At 48.7% G+C, this 15857-nt stretch carries 16 protein-coding genes; 8 read left to right on the top strand and 8 right to left on the bottom strand.

Annotation, left to right across the window (positions count from 1 at the left end; all coding sequences use genetic code 11):
- Positions 1-9 precede the first annotated feature (9 nt).
- From OXH18_RS00730 to OXH18_RS00720, 3 genes are all read right to left on the bottom strand, one after another.
- Positions 10-384: a hypothetical protein gene (locus tag OXH18_RS00730; protein ID WP_268610480.1), complete on the bottom strand. Its 375-nt coding sequence runs from the start codon at positions 382-384 to the stop codon at positions 10-12.
- Between the two features lie 116 nt (positions 385-500).
- Positions 501-725: a hypothetical protein gene (locus OXH18_RS00725; RefSeq protein ID WP_268610479.1), complete on the bottom strand. Its 225-nt coding sequence runs from the start codon at positions 723-725 to the stop codon at positions 501-503.
- A 36-nt stretch (positions 726-761) separates the two neighbouring features.
- Positions 762-947, bottom strand: coding sequence for a hypothetical protein (locus OXH18_RS00720; protein ID WP_268610478.1), 186 nt, complete (start codon positions 945-947; stop codon positions 762-764).
- A 491-nt stretch (positions 948-1438) separates the two neighbouring features.
- Here OXH18_RS00720 and OXH18_RS00715 point away from each other — a divergent pair, with 491 nt between their 5' ends.
- The 3 genes from OXH18_RS00715 to OXH18_RS00705 all read left to right on the top strand — a co-directional run bounded on the left by OXH18_RS00715 (position 1439) and on the right by OXH18_RS00705 (position 4001).
- On the top strand, positions 1439-2011 hold the full coding sequence (locus OXH18_RS00715; RefSeq protein WP_268610476.1) for an SRPBCC family protein: 573 nt from the start codon (positions 1439-1441) through the stop codon (positions 2009-2011).
- 200 nt (positions 2012-2211) lie between these two features.
- The gene (gene surE, locus OXH18_RS00710; protein WP_268610475.1) at positions 2212-2889 is read left to right on the top strand and encodes a 5'/3'-nucleotidase SurE; all 678 of its coding nucleotides are present in this window, start codon (positions 2212-2214) and stop codon (positions 2887-2889) included.
- A 140-nt stretch (positions 2890-3029) separates the two neighbouring features.
- A complete protein-coding gene (locus OXH18_RS00705) occupies positions 3030-4001 on the top strand; it encodes a retropepsin-like aspartic protease family protein (RefSeq protein WP_268610473.1) in 972 nt (323 codons plus the stop codon).
- 20 nt (positions 4002-4021) lie between these two features.
- Here OXH18_RS00705 and trpD read toward each other — a convergent pair whose 3' ends face one another.
- Positions 4022-5116, bottom strand: a complete 1095-nt coding sequence (trpD, locus tag OXH18_RS00700) for an anthranilate phosphoribosyltransferase (protein WP_268610472.1) — start codon at positions 5114-5116, stop codon at positions 4022-4024.
- A 515-nt stretch (positions 5117-5631) separates the two neighbouring features.
- Here trpD and OXH18_RS00695 point away from each other — a divergent pair.
- A complete protein-coding gene (locus OXH18_RS00695; protein WP_268610471.1) occupies positions 5632-7242 on the top strand; it encodes a DUF4912 domain-containing protein in 1611 nt (536 codons plus the stop codon).
- A gap of 85 nt (positions 7243-7327) precedes the next feature.
- On the opposite strand, the gene pth is transcribed toward OXH18_RS00695, so the two are convergent.
- The 3 genes from pth to psbH form a co-directional block, all read right to left on the bottom strand.
- Entirely contained in the window at positions 7328-7969 is a 642-nt protein-coding gene (gene pth / locus OXH18_RS00690) for an aminoacyl-tRNA hydrolase (RefSeq protein ID WP_268610470.1), read from the bottom strand.
- 54 nt (positions 7970-8023) lie between these two features.
- A complete protein-coding gene (locus OXH18_RS00685) occupies positions 8024-8347 on the bottom strand; it encodes a TatA/E family twin arginine-targeting protein translocase (protein ID WP_290428431.1) in 324 nt (107 codons plus the stop codon).
- Positions 8348-8512: 165 nt separating this feature from the next.
- The gene (gene psbH, locus OXH18_RS00680; protein ID WP_268610469.1) at positions 8513-8716 is read right to left on the bottom strand and encodes a photosystem II reaction center phosphoprotein PsbH; all 204 of its coding nucleotides are present in this window, start codon (positions 8714-8716) and stop codon (positions 8513-8515) included.
- Positions 8717-8794: 78 nt separating this feature from the next.
- Here psbH and psbN point away from each other — a divergent pair, with 78 nt between their 5' ends.
- The 4 genes from psbN to OXH18_RS00660 all read left to right on the top strand — a co-directional run bounded on the left by psbN (position 8795) and on the right by OXH18_RS00660 (position 14604).
- A complete protein-coding gene (psbN, locus tag OXH18_RS00675) occupies positions 8795-8926 on the top strand; it encodes a photosystem II reaction center protein PsbN (protein ID WP_268610468.1) in 132 nt (43 codons plus the stop codon).
- A 1403-nt stretch (positions 8927-10329) separates the two neighbouring features.
- Positions 10330-11400: a class I SAM-dependent methyltransferase gene (locus tag OXH18_RS00670; protein WP_268610467.1), complete on the top strand. Its 1071-nt coding sequence runs from the start codon at positions 10330-10332 to the stop codon at positions 11398-11400.
- Positions 11401-12023: 623 nt separating this feature from the next.
- Complete coding sequence (gene infC / locus OXH18_RS00665; RefSeq protein WP_268610466.1) at positions 12024-12464, top strand: translation initiation factor IF-3; 441 nt, start codon at positions 12024-12026, stop codon at positions 12462-12464.
- Between the two features lie 235 nt (positions 12465-12699).
- On the top strand, positions 12700-14604 hold the full coding sequence (locus OXH18_RS00660) for a helix-turn-helix domain-containing protein (RefSeq protein WP_268610465.1): 1905 nt from the start codon (positions 12700-12702) through the stop codon (positions 14602-14604).
- A gap of 71 nt (positions 14605-14675) precedes the next feature.
- Here the strand turns inward: OXH18_RS00660 and OXH18_RS00655 are convergent, their stop codons facing one another.
- A complete protein-coding gene (locus OXH18_RS00655; protein ID WP_268610464.1) occupies positions 14676-15746 on the bottom strand; it encodes an isocitrate/isopropylmalate family dehydrogenase in 1071 nt (356 codons plus the stop codon).
- Positions 15747-15857: the final 111 nt, after the last annotated feature.

Below are 15857 nucleotides of genomic sequence, written 5' to 3'. Positions count from 1 at the left end.
GCGTAACGGTTACAGTTTTTCTTGCAACGGTTTACAGAATTCTTCAACTCCGGTTTTCACCACGTACAACACCACAGGCAAGGCTAATACATCAGGCATAGTAGACTCGGCCGCCAGCAGTTTCACGGCAGTGGCGATCGAGCCAGACTGAAGCGACTCCTTAATTCCCGTTTGACAAACAAACGCCCGCCAGCGCTTCGCCAACCCATCTAACCAATCTTCCGAGCGATCGGGTTCTTGCCCTACGCGCAACCCCAGCGCGATCGCCGCATCTTCCAAATTTCCTTCACAGTCTTCTAGCATGTCGAGGGCACTTAAGGCGCTGGCTTCATCTGCCAATTCCGTTCGATACTGCTCAACTTCTTCCCGTGTAACGATAATCATGCCGCTTACTTAATTAAAAGCTAAAAGATCAAGGCCAAGAACAAAGGCGACAGGCTGAAGGCTAAACCTAGGAACTAAATCTTTGCTCCTTATCCTTACGACTTTATCCTTTTACATCAGCGTCTTGTGCGCTGAATACCGCTAAATACGCCAGTGCCGATCGTCAAAATCAATAACACCCAGATGACACTGCCTGGTAAAAAGGTCAAAATTCCAACTCCTCTGAGAACCCAGACCAAAATGGTAATGAAAAGAACAGTTAGGAAAATAGTTGTATCGGGGCGCAGTCGTCTACTCATGGGACGGTTCATGGAGCGGTTCACGGGGTATGCAACGGTCATGCCTACAATTGACTGAGCACTATCGCTCAGCTTGGTTCAATACCAGCGACGAACGCCAGCTAAAATACCAGACCCGATTGCCAACACAACCAGTGCATAGATAATCTCTCTGGGTACGATGACACCAAAGCCTTGAAGGATCAGAACAATGGCCATAAACACAAGCAGTGTGCCGACAATATACAAAAAAATTCTGACAGCGGGATTTGGGGATTGATTCACAAACAGCAGCACCTCCTAATCATTAGAAAAACTGTCGCCCCTATTGTTGCACAAGGAGAGATTTTTCAGGATCTTCACAGTTGCACCCCTGTTGATTGATGATTTCTTGAGAAAACAAACGCTACAACTAGAGCATGACTGTAAAGCCGATTGTTCAGACTATGCAACATTTATAAACTGTTTTGTCGTAAAGTCTTCTGAGAAGAGGCGAAATTCAATTCTACGTAAACTCCGAACCTTTTGCTCTCTGTTTCAGCACTCCTCTGATAACCAATTCAAGCAAGCCTCGCAGAAAGCCTGACGAACGTTCTATACAATGTCCTACAAAACGTTTCAAAACCTAACAAAACGGTTTGTACATCTGATTTGTCCCTGTTGATGATACTGTGTGAAACGCCGATGTGACAGATAAAAAACTGGTCCATGTCGGCGTTTTGCCTACCCTGCCGATGTAGTTGAGATGTGCAGTTAGGACAAAACGAGTGAAAGTTATGACCGCAGCATTAAGCCTGGTAGATGCCGACCATACAACAACATTGGATTGGCCTCCGCAACAGCGAGAATCTCTTTTGCAGGGGGACATCCTGCTGCAAACCCGATCGCACTCAGCCTGGGGAGGGGCAGTCACCGCGCAGATGTATTTGCCCCTGAAGCGATCGCAGGTCTGGCCCCAACTGACCAACTATCCCCGTTGGACTCAGTTTTTTCCCGATTTAACTCACAGTGAAGTGCTCACTCGTTGCGAAACCTCTGGTTGCAAACGTCTTTATCAAGCTGCCGCTAAAGCGTTTCTTTTGTTCACGGCTCAGGTGGAAATTTACTTAAACGTGTTTGAATCTGTCCATGCAGCTTATCAGCAAATTCAGTTTCAGCTAGACAAAGGAAGTTTCAACGATTTTGCGGCGACGCTGAAATTGCAGGACTTCCATGCTGGAACGCTTTTAACCTACTCGGTGCAAGCCACACCAACAATTCCCGTTCCCAGCCAATTGATTCAGCAGGCGATGCGGTTGGATTTACCTGCTAATATGCGAAAGATGCGACAAGTGCTATGCAACCTCTAAGAGGTTGTTTGAACCGGATCAATGATGGCTCAAACTCCCCTTTCCCGCAGGAGAGGCAACCGGCCACTCCCTCTTCTTCTCTCGTGGGAGCAGGGGTTGAGGAATGAGCGCGTAAAAGTTGCGACGTGTCAAACATTCTCTAAGAGAGTCAACGAGTTGCTTTCCCGATTGTTCCACTTGGGTATATCCCACAACCGCTAATGGTGTTTGTGTTAACCAATGATGATGGGATTGAAGCGCCAGGGCTGCAAGCCTTACGGCAAGCGGTAGGCGATCGAGGAGTCATTGTAGCGCCCAAGCAGCAGCACTCTGGTTGTGGGCATCAGGTAACAACGCATCGGCCAATCCATTTGGAACAACGCGGGGTTAACGAGTATGCTATAGAGGGGACTCCTGCCGACTGTACACGGATAGGGCTATGCCACCTCTATCCCAATGCTGACTGGGTTTTGGCAGGAATCAACGCTGGAGGCAATCTGGGGGCAGATATCTATATTTCTGGTACGGTGGCAGCCGTTCGCGAAGCCGCTCTTCATCGTGTTCCCGCTATTGCTATTTCTCACTATATTCAACGGAAGCGTCCGATCGATTGGGATTTGGCAACTCGGCTAGCTCTGCGGGTGCTTGATAAACTGTTAACGTATCCTATAGAAGCGGGTACGTTTTGGAATGTCAACTTGCCTCATCTAGAAGCTGGTGCTCCAGATCCCGAGCTTATAGTCTGTCCGCTGTGTACCCAACCTCTTCCCGCTGAGTATCGCTTGGAAGGAGAGTATTTATACTATGCTGGTGAGTATGGCAAGCGGACTCGCGATCCCGGCTCTGATGTTGATGTGTGCTTCTCTGGTCATATTTCGATGACTCAGGTCAAGATTTGAGGGCAACTAAAGACGAGCTTAGTCAGTCATTAGTAGCGAGTTGTCAGTGCTGAAGGGCGAGTAGTAAATAGAAACATTCCCTCTCCATCCACTCACAACAAGTTTTAACCATCAGCTATTAGTTGAACCTTGGTGCAGTCATGCCAAAGCCCTTTTATCATCTTTTTTTAGCCATTTTAGCCAGTTTAGTAGCAGGAGCCATGGGTGGTTGTAGTGATTCTGCTACCCGCTTAACCTTAGAGAAGTTAGAGATAGAAAATTTAGCGACCGAAAGTGCACCCACTTCGCTTCAAGAGGTGTTGACAACTGCGCCCGTACCTAGCTCAACGCAGGCAGCCCCGGCTACAGCACAGCTTTCAGTGCCAGATGACGCTTATCAACGCGCCATCGATCGGGCCTCTAGAGCGTTTGCCCTCAGTCGCTCGGCACAATCGCAAGATGATTGGCGTTTAGTGGCCAGTCGTTGGCAGCAAGCAATTGACCTGATGGTGTCTGTGCCCAACTCTAGCCCCAACCACGCCAACGCTCAGCGTAAGATTCTCGAATATCGGCAAAACGCAACCTATGCTCAAAAGCAAGCCAATCACTCGATTGGAGATTCAGTAGTAGACACGACTGTCGTGATTCATACTCAGCCGGAACCCGAGCCACCCCAGTCGCAACCCGTGATGCCTATGCGATCGACAGAGCCAATCATGCCCGCATCTGTAGGCAATGTGTCTGGTTCGCCGACTGCCAACCCTGCTGTTTTCTATGCACCGATCGTGCGTCGTGAAGGCAATACGCCCGTGATTCAGGTCACGTTCAACGAGCAGCAAACCTTCGACATGATTGTAGATACGGGAGCCAGTGGCACGCTGATTACTAACCAAATGGCACAAGCCTTGAATGTGGTGCCGGTAGCAGCAGCGATGGTAGACACAGCTAGTCAGCGTGGAGTCACTGTTCCGCTGGGCTATGTCAGTTCCATCCGGGTTAATGGAGCCATTGCGAACAATGTGCTGGTGGCAATCGCTGGGCCACAACTGTCCACCGGGTTATTAGGGCATGATTTTTTTGGTAATTATGATGTGACGATCCGAGAAACCGAGGTTGAATTTCGAGAACGCTAGACTGCTACTAGACTGCTAGCTTATTTCAAAAAAGCCGCTAATTCTTCGACTTTCTGCCAAGCGGCGCCGCTGGCAAGGATGGACTTGGCTAGTTCAATTCCTTTACGATAGGTCGTTTCGGGATCACCGTTGTCTGGCAAGGCTCCTCCTACTTGCAGTGCCAGAGCGGCATTGAGAGCCACAACATCTTGCTGCGCTGTGGTTCCTCCTCCCTGTAAAACCGATCGCAAAATTTCGACATTGGTAGACACATCGCCACCCCGCAACGCGCTGGTGGGGGCAGGCGGCAATCCCAAGGTTCGAGGATCGAGATCGATCGAGTGCACTTGTCCATCTGACAAGACAGCTAGATGGGTCAAATCGGATAGCCCGGCCTCGTCTAGTTTTTCCCGCCCATGCAGCACAATGGCTTGCGATCGCCCTAACTGCTGTAAGGCCTCTGCGATCGGTACAACCAATTGCGGATCAAACACGCCCATGACCTGACCGGTGATGGGAAGTGGATTGACTAATGGTCCCAACAAGTTAAAGACGGTGCGCACTTTCAAGGTTTTGCGAATCGGTGCCACATACTTCATGGCTGGATGCCAGCCTGGTGCGAACAAAAATGTAATTCCCACTTGATCTACAGCAGCAGTAATCCGATCGGGACTTGCTGCCAAGTTAACTCCCAACGCTTCTAGCACATCTGCTGAGCCTACCCGGCTAGAGGCTGCACGGTTGCCGTGCTTGGCTACAGCAATCCCCGCTGCTGCTGCTACAAACGCAACGGCTGTTGAAATATTGAATGTAGAAGCGCCATCCCCACCCGTTCCGCAGGTATCAATTAAAGGAGTCGGCAAGGCGATCGTTTGGGCACTTCCTAAAGATTGAGCTTGTAGCACCTGAGCCATGCCAGCCAATTCGCTGGCAGTAACGCCTTTCGCTTGAATAGCTGCCAAGATAGCACCCGAAAGCACCGAAGGAATGGTGTCTGTAAGCCATCCCTGCATCAACACCGACGCTTGAGAAACCTCCAGGGATTGTCGATCGAGCAGTTGTTGCAACAACTGCGACCAATCTTGTTCAGAAACGCTGGTATCGGGCGTTGCAGGATGGGAAGAAAAATTGCTCATAGCCTTGTTCAGCCAATAGGCGTATTAAATCCATGACAGGAATTAGACAAATTTTACTGGTTGTTTACCCGATCGCCGAACCTTAGTTGGTCGATTTAGCAGTATTTACTGGAACTTCGCTAGTCCGAGAGTTCCATTACCCGATGATGACAATCGGGATTTGAAGGGAGTGCTCGCATCCTAAAGCCCATCGGCATCAGCACCAAGCCAATGTCATGAAAACATAACATTAACTGATCCCGGTTTCGCGAAATCTGCTACCAATGTCACAATATCCTGACATAACGATCCCCATTTGCCTTGAAAACTCGTAAAATCAAGCAAATTTAAGGGGATCATCTCTTGCTTTCTTTAGGTTTTTTTTGCACTATAGAGACCAGAAATTGATCCCCGCGATCCCCAAATCTAACCCTCATTGATGTCAACCAGGGATTTAAGAGACCGCCAAAGGGTTCCATCTTGTCTGTTGCCCGATTCAAGTTGTTGTCCAAGTTACCGGAGGTTAACTTCTCGCTATGTCGTCACCACAACGCCCTCCTTTAGAGGAAATGACCCTGCGCCAACTCCGCCGAGTGGCCAGTGAATACGGTATTTCACGTTATAGCCGGATGCGGAAAGAAGACCTGTTGCGCGCTATCCAAGCGGCCCAACGCACCCGATTTGAACCTACACAATCCCGTTCCTTAGAGGCACAAGAAGCAGTGGAAGCAGCAAAGTTTGATGTTGGATTGACCGATCGTGAAGAAACCTTGTCTGTGGTCGATGAAGGGTTGGCAGACTTGCCGGATGGCTATGGCGAAAGTCGGATTGTGCTAATGCCTCGCGATCCGCAATGGGCTTACGCCTACTGGGATGTACCGAACGAACGCAAAGAAGAAATGCGGCGGCAAGGTGGCATTCGACTGGCGCTGCGGTTCTACGATGTGACAGATATCAATCTACAAACTCAGCGTCCCCATAGCCTGCAACAGTATGAATGTGACGAACTAGCGCGGGAATGGTACTTGCCAGTTCCGGTCAGCGATCGGGATTACATGATTGAAATTGGCTATATTGCGGTAGATGGCCGCTGGTTGCTGTTGGCTCAATCGGCGCCCGTCCGAATTCCACCGATTTATCCCTCAGATTGGATTGACGATCAATTCTTGACGATTGCTTGGGAAGAAGATCTGCAAGCCAAAACCTTCCTAGAACTGTCTTACTCAACCCGATCGGTCACAAAAGCACCTGAATCAGTGCACGCTCAAGTATTTGAGATGGCAGAAGCAGCCGAAGCTAAACGCCTAGCAGGTTCAGTATTTGGCTCTATGCAGCATGTGCCCGAAGAAACCGTTAGCTCCTATGTCTTTCCTTCAGGGGTTGGTAAATGGGCCTCTGGGGTAGGAGTGACAGGCATGTCTGGAGCCGCAGCAGGCATGTCTGGAGTCGGGATGTCGGGTGTAGGCATGCCTGGAGTTGGGATGTCGGGTGTGGGCATGTCTGGAGTTGGGATGTCTGGCGTAGGCATGTATACCACCTCTGGCATGGGCATGTCTGGTGTGGGCATGATGTCTGGCATAGGGCTAGGCGTTACGGGCATGTCTGGAGTTGGGATGTCTGGCGTAGGCATGTATACCACCTCTGGCATGGGCATGTCTGGCGTGGGCATGTATACCACCTCTGGCATGGGCATGTCTGGTGTGGGCATGATGAGCGTCCCGACGATGTCGGGTGTGGGTATGTCCGGCGTGGGTATGTACACCACCTCTGGCGTTGGTCTATACAGTATGTCGGGTGTGGGTATGTACAGCATGTCCGGGATTGGCATGTCTGGTATCGGCTTCTCCGCCTCGATGCCGCCGATGCGGCCACGCAAGTTCTGGCTCATTGCCGATGCTGAGCTGATTGTATATGGAGCCACTGAACCTGATGCAACCGTGACGATCGGCGGTCGGCCTGTGCAACTCAATCCAGATGGCACGTTCCGTTTTCAAATGTCCTTCCCTGACGGAGAAATTGATTTCCCGATTATGGCAGTGGCAGCCGATGGCGAACAAATGCGATCGATTCACATGCGGTTTAATCGAGAAACGCCAGAACGCCACACCAATACTAAGGATGAAGCGGTTTTGGAGTGGCTTCCCTAGACGAAGGTGAGGAGTGAGTATGTAGGGTGGGCAATGCCCACTCTGCTTTTTGATAATTGGTTTGCACAACTCTTAGGAATTGATATTACTCGTTTAAGCTCAGCCCAACGCTGCGGTTGTTGTAAAGACTCATGGCCTTGGGGATTCCCTGCTTTAATCCTAGTTCGATCGCATCCGTAACTAGCTGTAACACCTCTGCCATTATCCTCGTCTCAGTAGGCGAAAAACGACCTAACACATGCGACACGACTTCCCCATCCGAGCGAGTTCCTCCATTATTAGGACTGCCAATTCCAATCCGCAGTCGAGGGAAGTTTTGCGTACCTAGGTGAGCGATCGTCGATTTCATGCCGTTGTGGCCACCGGCTGAACCAGACTGCCGCAGCCGCAGTTTACCGACTGGCAAATCCATGTCATCGTAAATAACCAGCACTGCGTCGGGCGGAATTTTGTACCAATCCACCACGCTACGAATGGACTGTCCCGATCGATTCATGTATGTCAGGGGTTTCAGCAAACGGATTTTATCCCCGCGCCCTACAACCCCTTCTCCAAACATACCTTGAAATTTGCGCTGCTCCGCTAGCGAAATCTGCCAGTGCCGAGCTAGCCAATCGATCGCCTCAAACCCAACATTATGACGAGTGCGATCGTATTTTGCTCCTGGATTCCCTAGCCCCACAATCAATTGTGGAACCATCTCAGGAGAAGTATCTGCTGCGATCATAAGGACAAGTCAGTCTCAGTCTATTCTTTAGTCATTTGTTAAACGGGCATCCCCCTAACTTTCCTGTGGGCGATCGGATGACTCAACCGAAGCGTCACCAACGGACTCAGTTTCCGTGGTAGTTTCAGCAGCAGTGGGTGCAAGGGCTTTTGGTTCTGGCGTCTCCAAGGTGGCTTTCATCGGCTGATTCACCGTTTTTTCTAGGCGATCGGCTTCTTTCTTGAATTCTGTTTCAAATTCCTTGGACGCTTCTTGGAACCCTCGAATTGCCTTGCCAAGGCTGCGACCAATTTCTGGGAGTTTCTTGGGTCCAAAAATTAACAGCGCTAACACCAAAATCAGCGCCATTTCTGGTAATCCGATGTTAAAGAAATTCACGATTCGCTCTCCTGAACAGGATCAATACCCTTCCCCTTTAGTGTAGAGGAGGAGGGCAGAATTAGGATGCCGAACCAGAATGTAGCCACACCTAGCAAAAAACCCCGGGCTGTTCCGGGGTCCCTTTGCAAGGGTCGTTAGTTACATTGCTGGAATAAACCTAGGTTAGCTGCCCAAGCTTGACCAATCAACATTGACGCCCTCTAGTAGCAAAGAGGAGTTGTAAATTTGCAGAATGATGAGCAAAAATACGAAAAATAACCCCATAAAAACTGCCATCAAAGGCGTAGTTCCCCAACCAGGAGCAACCTTACCATACTCAGAGTTTAGGGGTTTTAGAATATCTCCCAACCGAGTCCGCTGTGCCATGGGTGACCTTTATATCTCTCTAAGTTTTTAATGTTCCGTAATAATATAAGAATAATACTATTCAAGCTTTTTCAGAATATGGAATCTGCAACAGTTCTTATCATCACGATCGGGGCCTTTTTAATTGCCGTGACAGGAATTTCTATCTATACCTCGTTTGGCCCACCGTCCAAAGAATTGAGCGATCCGTTTGAGGATCATGAAGACTAGAATCGACTGGCCAACCATCCCACAAACGTAAGGGATTGGTTGGAGGCACATCTTAATTACTCCTAAACTTTTCTGAAGCAGAATTGGATGCATTCTGTGAATATTTGTTGCAAATTTTCATGCGGCTGAAGCTTCGATCAAGCCTTAATCCTAGTAGAGGCTATCTCAGCCTTCATTGAAGGTTTGAAATAACCAAGGCAAACATCTCCATTGAACTCCACTAGACATCTGTCGCCACTCCGTGCACTATCAGGTCATCGATCGGCACTTTTGGCTGCACCTGATGCTGCGGAACATTTGGCGTTGCTAAACAGAAGTATGATTCTTGGGCTGGAGATGCTTGCAGTCCTCACCCTAGCCCTCTCCCCAAGCAGAGGAAACAACAGTCCTAGCTCCCTTCTCCCTGGGGAGCAGGGTTGAGGATGAGGGCAATTCCTATCGGCGTTCAGCAACGCCGAACATTTTTGCATTGACCCTCGATAACTTCTGAGGGCGAGAGAGGCAATGTGTTTAAATCACCTTTGCGCCCTCATCCAAATCCCTCTCCTATGCGTAGAAGAGGGACATTGACGCCTTTTTTTCTCCTCTCCTCTCAACCGTGGGAGAAGGGGGTAGGGGAGAAGGGCAAATGCATTAATTTGCAATCATGATAGGTTCCCGGGGCGATCGCCCTGATCATTATAGTTGCAAAATTGCCGTCACTCACCGTAACGGGTTTTCGCTCATCCTCCTCATCCTCTTTGCCTAGCTGAAGGCGTTCTGAATGAAACCTTGAGAACCCACTCCTTCTTCCCGATATCTTCACACTCTCTAGTTAGGTTAGAAACCGAAAAGCATATTACTCCCAATAGTCTAACGTCGATCGCCTAAACAGGATACAGACTGTTGAAATAGGTACACAACCTATAGATTCATTCTAGTTATATTCTCCTTCTGTTTATCGCTCTCTAGAGGTGAAAGGTATATTTCCTATGATGTTCCCTGAAGCTACTCAAAATAGAAATTCTACTTATCCGATTCAATCCCCTAAATTAACACAAGATACATCTTGCAATCGGTCTCATAGCATCACCAGTACTATGGTTAGTGGTGTTGAGAGTAATAATCAGCGGCTCAATCATAATTATTGCAATCGGCAGCAGTATTCAATTCTAGAGAATGCAATCATACTTGGACTGATTCGCTTTCCACTTAGTTAATAGGATTCTAGTTAATGGGATTCTACATTATCTGGTTATGCTGTGCTCAATTATTCATAACTACATATTTTGAATTATTAGTTCATTTGTAGTTGACTCTCTACAGACGTGCGCATTTGATTCGAGTGACGATTCAACTCACAAAGTACTCAACTTGCTACACCCTGCTTAATACTCCTCCCTCCTCCCTCCTCCCTACCCCCTATGACAACCCAACTCCTTGATCAAACCAAAGCAGAAGCCTTTGCTGGGCATTTGCTACAAATGTTGAACAGTGGTGCGATGGCGCTAATGACCTCGATCGGACATCGAACTGGACTATTTGATGTAATGGCAACGCTACCACCGGCAACCAGTCAACAGATTGCAGATATGGCCCAACTGAATGAACGATATGTGCGCGAATGGTTGGGTGCTATGGTGACTGGAAACTTCGTTAACTACGATATGACCAGTGATTGTTATTGGCTCCCGGCTGAACATGCTGCTTTCTTGACGCGATCGGCTAGCCCTGACAATATTGCGGCATTTGCCCAATATATTGCACTGTTAGGAACGGTTGAAGATCAAATTATTGATTGCTTTCGGCATGGCGGCGGCGTCCCCTATTCTGCTTATAAACGATTCCATCAAGTCATGGCAGAAGATAGTGGACAAACGATCGTTGCAGCCTTGGAAGAATTTGTTCTACCGCTTGTACCCGGACTCATAGATGCTCTTACCCAGGGAATTGATGTCCTCGATGTGGGCTGTGGCAGTGGTCGAGCACTGAACAAGATGGCAAACCTGTATCCAAATAGTCGCTTCACGGGCTACGACATTTCCGAGGAGGCAATCGCAACGGCTAGAGATGAAGCGGCGCAACTGGGTCTTACAAACATTCAATTTCAGATTCAAAACGCTGAAACGTTAACAGAAATAAAACAGTACGATTTCATCACGACCTTTGATGCAATTCACGATCAGGCAAGGCCCGATATTGTACTACAAGGTATTTATCGAGCGCTGCGATTCGATGGAGTGTACCTGATGCAAGATATTCGTGCCTCTAGCTACGTCGATAATAACCTCAATCATCCGGCAGGCCCATTACTCTACACCATTTCTTGTATGCACTGTATGACTGTATCGCTTGCGTCTGGTGGTATGGGCTTGGGGGCGATGTGGGGTGAGGAAATGGCGCTGAATATGTTAGAAGATGCCGGGTTTCGACATGTAGAAATCAGACGCTTAGACCACGATTTTCAGAACAATTACTACATTGTGTGTAAATAGCAAAGTCGCAAATTTTACGCCCCTCATCCCCTACCTCCTCTGGAAGAGGGTGAGGTGAGGGCAGTTTGAGCCATCGTTGATCCGGTTCAAATAATCTTCTGACACCGATTGTGAAGATTTCAGTGAAACTGTCTTTACGGAAAGCTACACTTAATTTACGGATGCTTATGTGTCAACTTTGTTCATTCGCATTGCGATATCAAAAATCAGTGCTCAACACAATGCCATTGAATCCGCCTTCTTTATCGGTAGCGATCGGCATCACTGATTCCACACTTGTTCAGCCCTCGCCTGCTCCCAAGCGCAAGGTTCTGTAGCTCAGAGGTTAGGCATTGCTGGACCTTTTGCCTCGCCTCACTAGACGGCTAAGAGATAGTTAGTCACAGAGAGCAGGAAATTATTGCCTATTCAAAATTGCCTATTCAAATAGGTTATAAAGTTCGATCGGTTGGTTCGGGTGGTCAATTGGGGATGAAGTCGAAATATTGCAGTCGATCGGACTTCAGCGTGGCTGCGCTACCCTAGTAGTATCTGCATAAACGCAATAAACGCACGTTGACATTAAGAGGAACAGGATTATCGTTAAGAAACAATTGATTAACCGCCAAATTAGAGCCACTCAGGTGCTTTTGATTGATCAACAGAACACCAACCGAGGGCTGATCGATACTCGCGAAGCCCTGCAACTGGCCGAAATGGCTGGATTAGATCTGGTGGTTGTGTCCGAAAACAAAGACGCGCCCGTGGCAAAGATTCTGGACTATGGCAAGTATCAATATCAGCAGAAAAAGCGCCAAAGCCAGAGCGCTAGACCAACGCTGAAAGAAGTGAAATTACGTCCCAACATTGGTGAGTCAGATTACAGTTTACGCATCCATCGAGCAACGGAATGGTTGAGCAAAGGGGATTCGGTGAAGTTTCAGGTGCGGTTGCGCGGGCGAGAACATCAACACCGCAATCGGGCGATGGAATTGCTCGATCGCATTGTTCTAGATTTAGGCAAAGCGGGCAAGGTGCAATCGTTTGATCGACAAGCGCTGATTGTGCAGATGGTTCCTGCTTGAAGAATCACAACAAGCGATGTTTCTTAAAGGGGGATGGGCGGTCTGTTTGCTGCCAATCCTCCTAGTTTCTTTTATTTGGTGCAACTATCAGTAGTTTGAACAAGCGAGTGATCCGTCGGTGCTGGTTCATTCACTTCAAAATTGTGGCAAGTTTAGGTTGTCAAAAATCGATCGATCGCTATACTAATGGGGTTCCTAAGCCCCAAGCCAGTGTTCCTGTGCTCCAATCATGTCAATGAGTGTTCGTTATCAGCAATTGAACCATGAACTGGATCAGCAGGCTGCCAACCCAGAACTGGTGCAAGCGCGCCTACAAGCCTATGCTGAACAACTGCGATCGAGTAAGGCGTTTCTCCAGCTTGTGCTGATCAATGTGGCAACGGGCATCAACCACCATCGCTTGCGGCGACAGCGAGGCAAAGCCACCGGATCGTCTGGTTTTGTGACTGTTTACAGCGAAACTGAAACACTTGGACGGCTGCAAAAACAATCGATCGCGGAATTAGAGCGGTTGTTTAGGCCCGTGGTGAAGCAAGAGGTCTTTTGGACACAGGCGGCAAACTGGATACAAACGCGGCTTCAACAATGGGATACGGACGGACGAATGCCATCTGACTGCTCTATTCCCGATCTGTTGTCAGTGGGAATGGATGCCGCGTCGGCGTCGGTGTCAGCAGATGCAGCTTGGCAAGAATCGATCGTGATTAGTGCCTGTGCATTTCACACAGCTAGCGATTGGTTGCAACAGTTAGACCTCAGTGGGTTCTCGCTAGAGGATCTGGAAAAATTAGTAGGAATTCGATCGCACCCGCCGTCGATTGCAGAACCAGCTTTATTTGAGAACCGAGAGTTTGAACGAGTGGCAACGGGCTATCCCATCTTGACGGGAGCACAAGCGCTAATCAATAACCAGTGGGAAGATGGCGAATATCCCTACTGGAAAAAGTTGGTGGGTGAGGGCTTCATTCAACACAATATCGTGCGGCAAAGCCCATCAACTCAGCAAATTGAGTTAGTTCCAGGCAAAGCAGCTTGGGAAATTATTCAGCAATTTGGGCCGGAAGCGGCCTACGTGCTACTGATTTTTTCCTCCTATGCTACTGAAACTGATTGCCCTTGGGAACAGCAAATTCATCTGCGCGGCACAGATTTGGTGCGACTCTTTGGTTGGGACAAACGTACCGATATCACTGTTGGGCAAAAGCTGAAGAAGATCGGGCGATTGGTAGAACTAGTTTGCAGCTTGTCGGTACTGATCAGCAACATCAATGTAGGGGCAAGTCGCTATAACGTAGCGCGTAGTGCCATGTGGCTCTTGGAAGAATTAGAATATTCAGGACAACTGGCATTGACGATGGATGCGGATCAACCCGGTATCTTGAAGTATGAAGCAGGTGATCCGGATGAGTTGCATATCAAAGTACGTCCGGGTAGTTGGGCTGAAAAATTTCTCAATGCAAAGGATGTTAGCGCGAAGGATGCGCTGTGCCAGTATGGGTATTTGGCAAAAAGTACATTACAGATCAATCCCTATCGCCAACGACTAGCTTCTAAACTGGCAATTTTCTTGACAATTATGAGCCGCATCCGTCAGGATGGTCGCTATGAAGTTGGGACGTTATTAGAACGATTAGAACCCAAAGAGTTAATCACAGCTATTCAAACTAGTAAACAACGACGGAATGCTCTGATTACTCAATGGGATAATTCTTTATTGACGCTACACGAACTAGGCTGGCAAATCGAATTTGATCCTGAAACCTATCCGGACTGTATTCGTCCAGACTGGAGTCTTCAAGATGATAGCGATCAAGCTCGAACTCGACCGCGTAATTGGTTGGCAACTTGGCTGAAAGCGATCGTTACCATTAAACCCACTGCGTTGATTCAGGAAAAACTTGGAGTTGGGCGATCGTCAAAAACAGAACGGATGGAACACTTGAGTTCAGAACATTTCCCGGAGCGATGGCGACCCATGACTGGCATGGAATTGCTAACAGCGCTGGAAGCAAAAAACTGGTCAAAAGCAAGGTTAGCAAAAGAACTAGGTGTCGATCGATCGTTGATTACCCGCTGGATTAAAGGAGAACGAGTGATTCAACCCAAACATCACGCCCAAATCCAACGCTTATTGAAATAGCGTATAAAGTCCATGAGTGCGACGGTTAGGAGTTGAGGGAGGGGAACAGGAAGAGGGAACAGATGTGAGTATCAACCCAAGGAAGTCCAAACTGCTAGCTTAGTCTTGGTGCGACGAATGACTTCATCAGTAAATTCGGTGGTGGTGGCGTGCCCCTTCAAATCGGCAGTGCGAATGCCATCATAAACCGCTTCAAACACCGCCTCAGAGATAGCTCGAGCTACGGTTGAGCCATTTCCGTCCATATAGGTAAACAATGACGCCCCTGCCAAAATCATCGCCATTGGATTCGCTAAATTTTTGCCAAATAGTGACGGGGCTGTACCGTGAGGTGCTTCTGCCATTACCACCCGTGGATTCCACTCTTCGTCGAAACTGATCAGCAGAGACTCAGATCCAGCGATCGACCCGAACATTTGCAACACAAGGTCACTCAAACAATCACCATCCCGATTCAAAGCCGGAATCACCATGGCTTCACCAACGCTATTCATCAACAACGCATAGGTGGCATCAATCAACTGTGGCTCATAGCGAACCATGGGATAGCGTTGGGCAGCTTCGTCCATTTCTTCTTTCAACATACCCTCGTACACCGCGCTGACGGTGTATTTAGGCCCACCGAAGACTTTGGCTTTCGTTTTTTGCGCATGAAGAAATGCATATTCTGCCACAGCCCGACAGTGTTTGCGCGTAATGCGTTCAGTGCGGTAAGCCACCTCATCCATGCCATTGCCCTCGCGCCACTCTTTAGCGCCATAGGCATCCCCAACCGCCATGCGAATCACGGAAATGGGGGCATTGACACCTGCTACGGGCAACACACCCGGAATGCGTCGCCCAGTTCGCACAATCACCGTACCATCCACTTTCTCTCGCAGAATGGCGTTGGGGCTACCTACATCGCCCTTAACCTCCGGCGTAATCGTGGCAGCCTTCAGTCCCAACCCCGACTCTACCATCGCCTCTGAGGCTTCCACCACCACTTGATTTTGCGTTGCTCGACGATTTTCCAAGCTGAGGTCAAACCGCTTAAAGTCAACCTCAACGCCCGTCACCCCCGGCTCCAAGACGCGCAGAGCTTCCTCCAACAACTCTTGTCCGGTTTGATCTCCTTCCAACACAACGATCGTTTTTGGCATCACTAGCCCCCTATCGCTTCAATTTGCTGTTTCTTCATTTCTCAGCAAATCACTCGATTCGTCTGTATCTAGGGGCACGGATAGAGAAGAAGGAAGAGAGAAAGAGGAAGG

This window comes from Thermocoleostomius sinensis A174 (assembly GCF_026802175.1).
Lineage (GTDB): Bacteria > Cyanobacteriota > Cyanobacteriia > Elainellales > Elainellaceae > Thermocoleostomius > Thermocoleostomius sinensis.
This window is presented reverse-complemented; position numbering and strand designations above follow the sequence as displayed.

Bases quoted from the DNA above. Each gene is read 5' to 3' on its own strand.
- OXH18_RS00730 (WP_268610480.1), bottom strand. From the start codon at position 384: ATGATTATCGTTACACGGGAAGAAGTTGAGCAGTATCGAACGGAATTG.
- OXH18_RS00725 (WP_268610479.1), bottom strand. From the start codon at position 725: ATGACCGTTGCATACCCCGTGAACCGCTCCATGAACCGTCCCATGAGT.
- OXH18_RS00715 (WP_268610476.1), top strand. From the start codon at position 1,439: ATGACCGCAGCATTAAGCCTGGTAGATGCCGACCATACAACAACATTG.
- surE (WP_268610475.1), top strand. From the start codon at position 2,212: ATGGTGTTTGTGTTAACCAATGATGATGGGATTGAAGCGCCAGGGCTG.
- OXH18_RS00705 (WP_268610473.1), top strand. From the start codon at position 3,030: ATGCCAAAGCCCTTTTATCATCTTTTTTTAGCCATTTTAGCCAGTTTA.
- trpD (WP_268610472.1), bottom strand. From the start codon at position 5,116: ATGAGCAATTTTTCTTCCCATCCTGCAACGCCCGATACCAGCGTTTCT.
- OXH18_RS00695 (WP_268610471.1), top strand. From the start codon at position 5,632: ATGTCGTCACCACAACGCCCTCCTTTAGAGGAAATGACCCTGCGCCAA.
- pth (WP_268610470.1), bottom strand. From the start codon at position 7,969: ATGATCGCAGCAGATACTTCTCCTGAGATGGTTCCACAATTGATTGTG.
- psbH (WP_268610469.1), bottom strand. From the start codon at position 8,716: ATGGCACAGCGGACTCGGTTGGGAGATATTCTAAAACCCCTAAACTCT.
- psbN (WP_268610468.1), top strand. From the start codon at position 8,795: ATGGAATCTGCAACAGTTCTTATCATCACGATCGGGGCCTTTTTAATT.
- OXH18_RS00670 (WP_268610467.1), top strand. From the start codon at position 10,330: ATGACAACCCAACTCCTTGATCAAACCAAAGCAGAAGCCTTTGCTGGG.
- OXH18_RS00660 (WP_268610465.1), top strand. From the start codon at position 12,700: ATGAGTGTTCGTTATCAGCAATTGAACCATGAACTGGATCAGCAGGCT.
- OXH18_RS00655 (WP_268610464.1), bottom strand. From the start codon at position 15,746: ATGCCAAAAACGATCGTTGTGTTGGAAGGAGATCAAACCGGACAAGAG.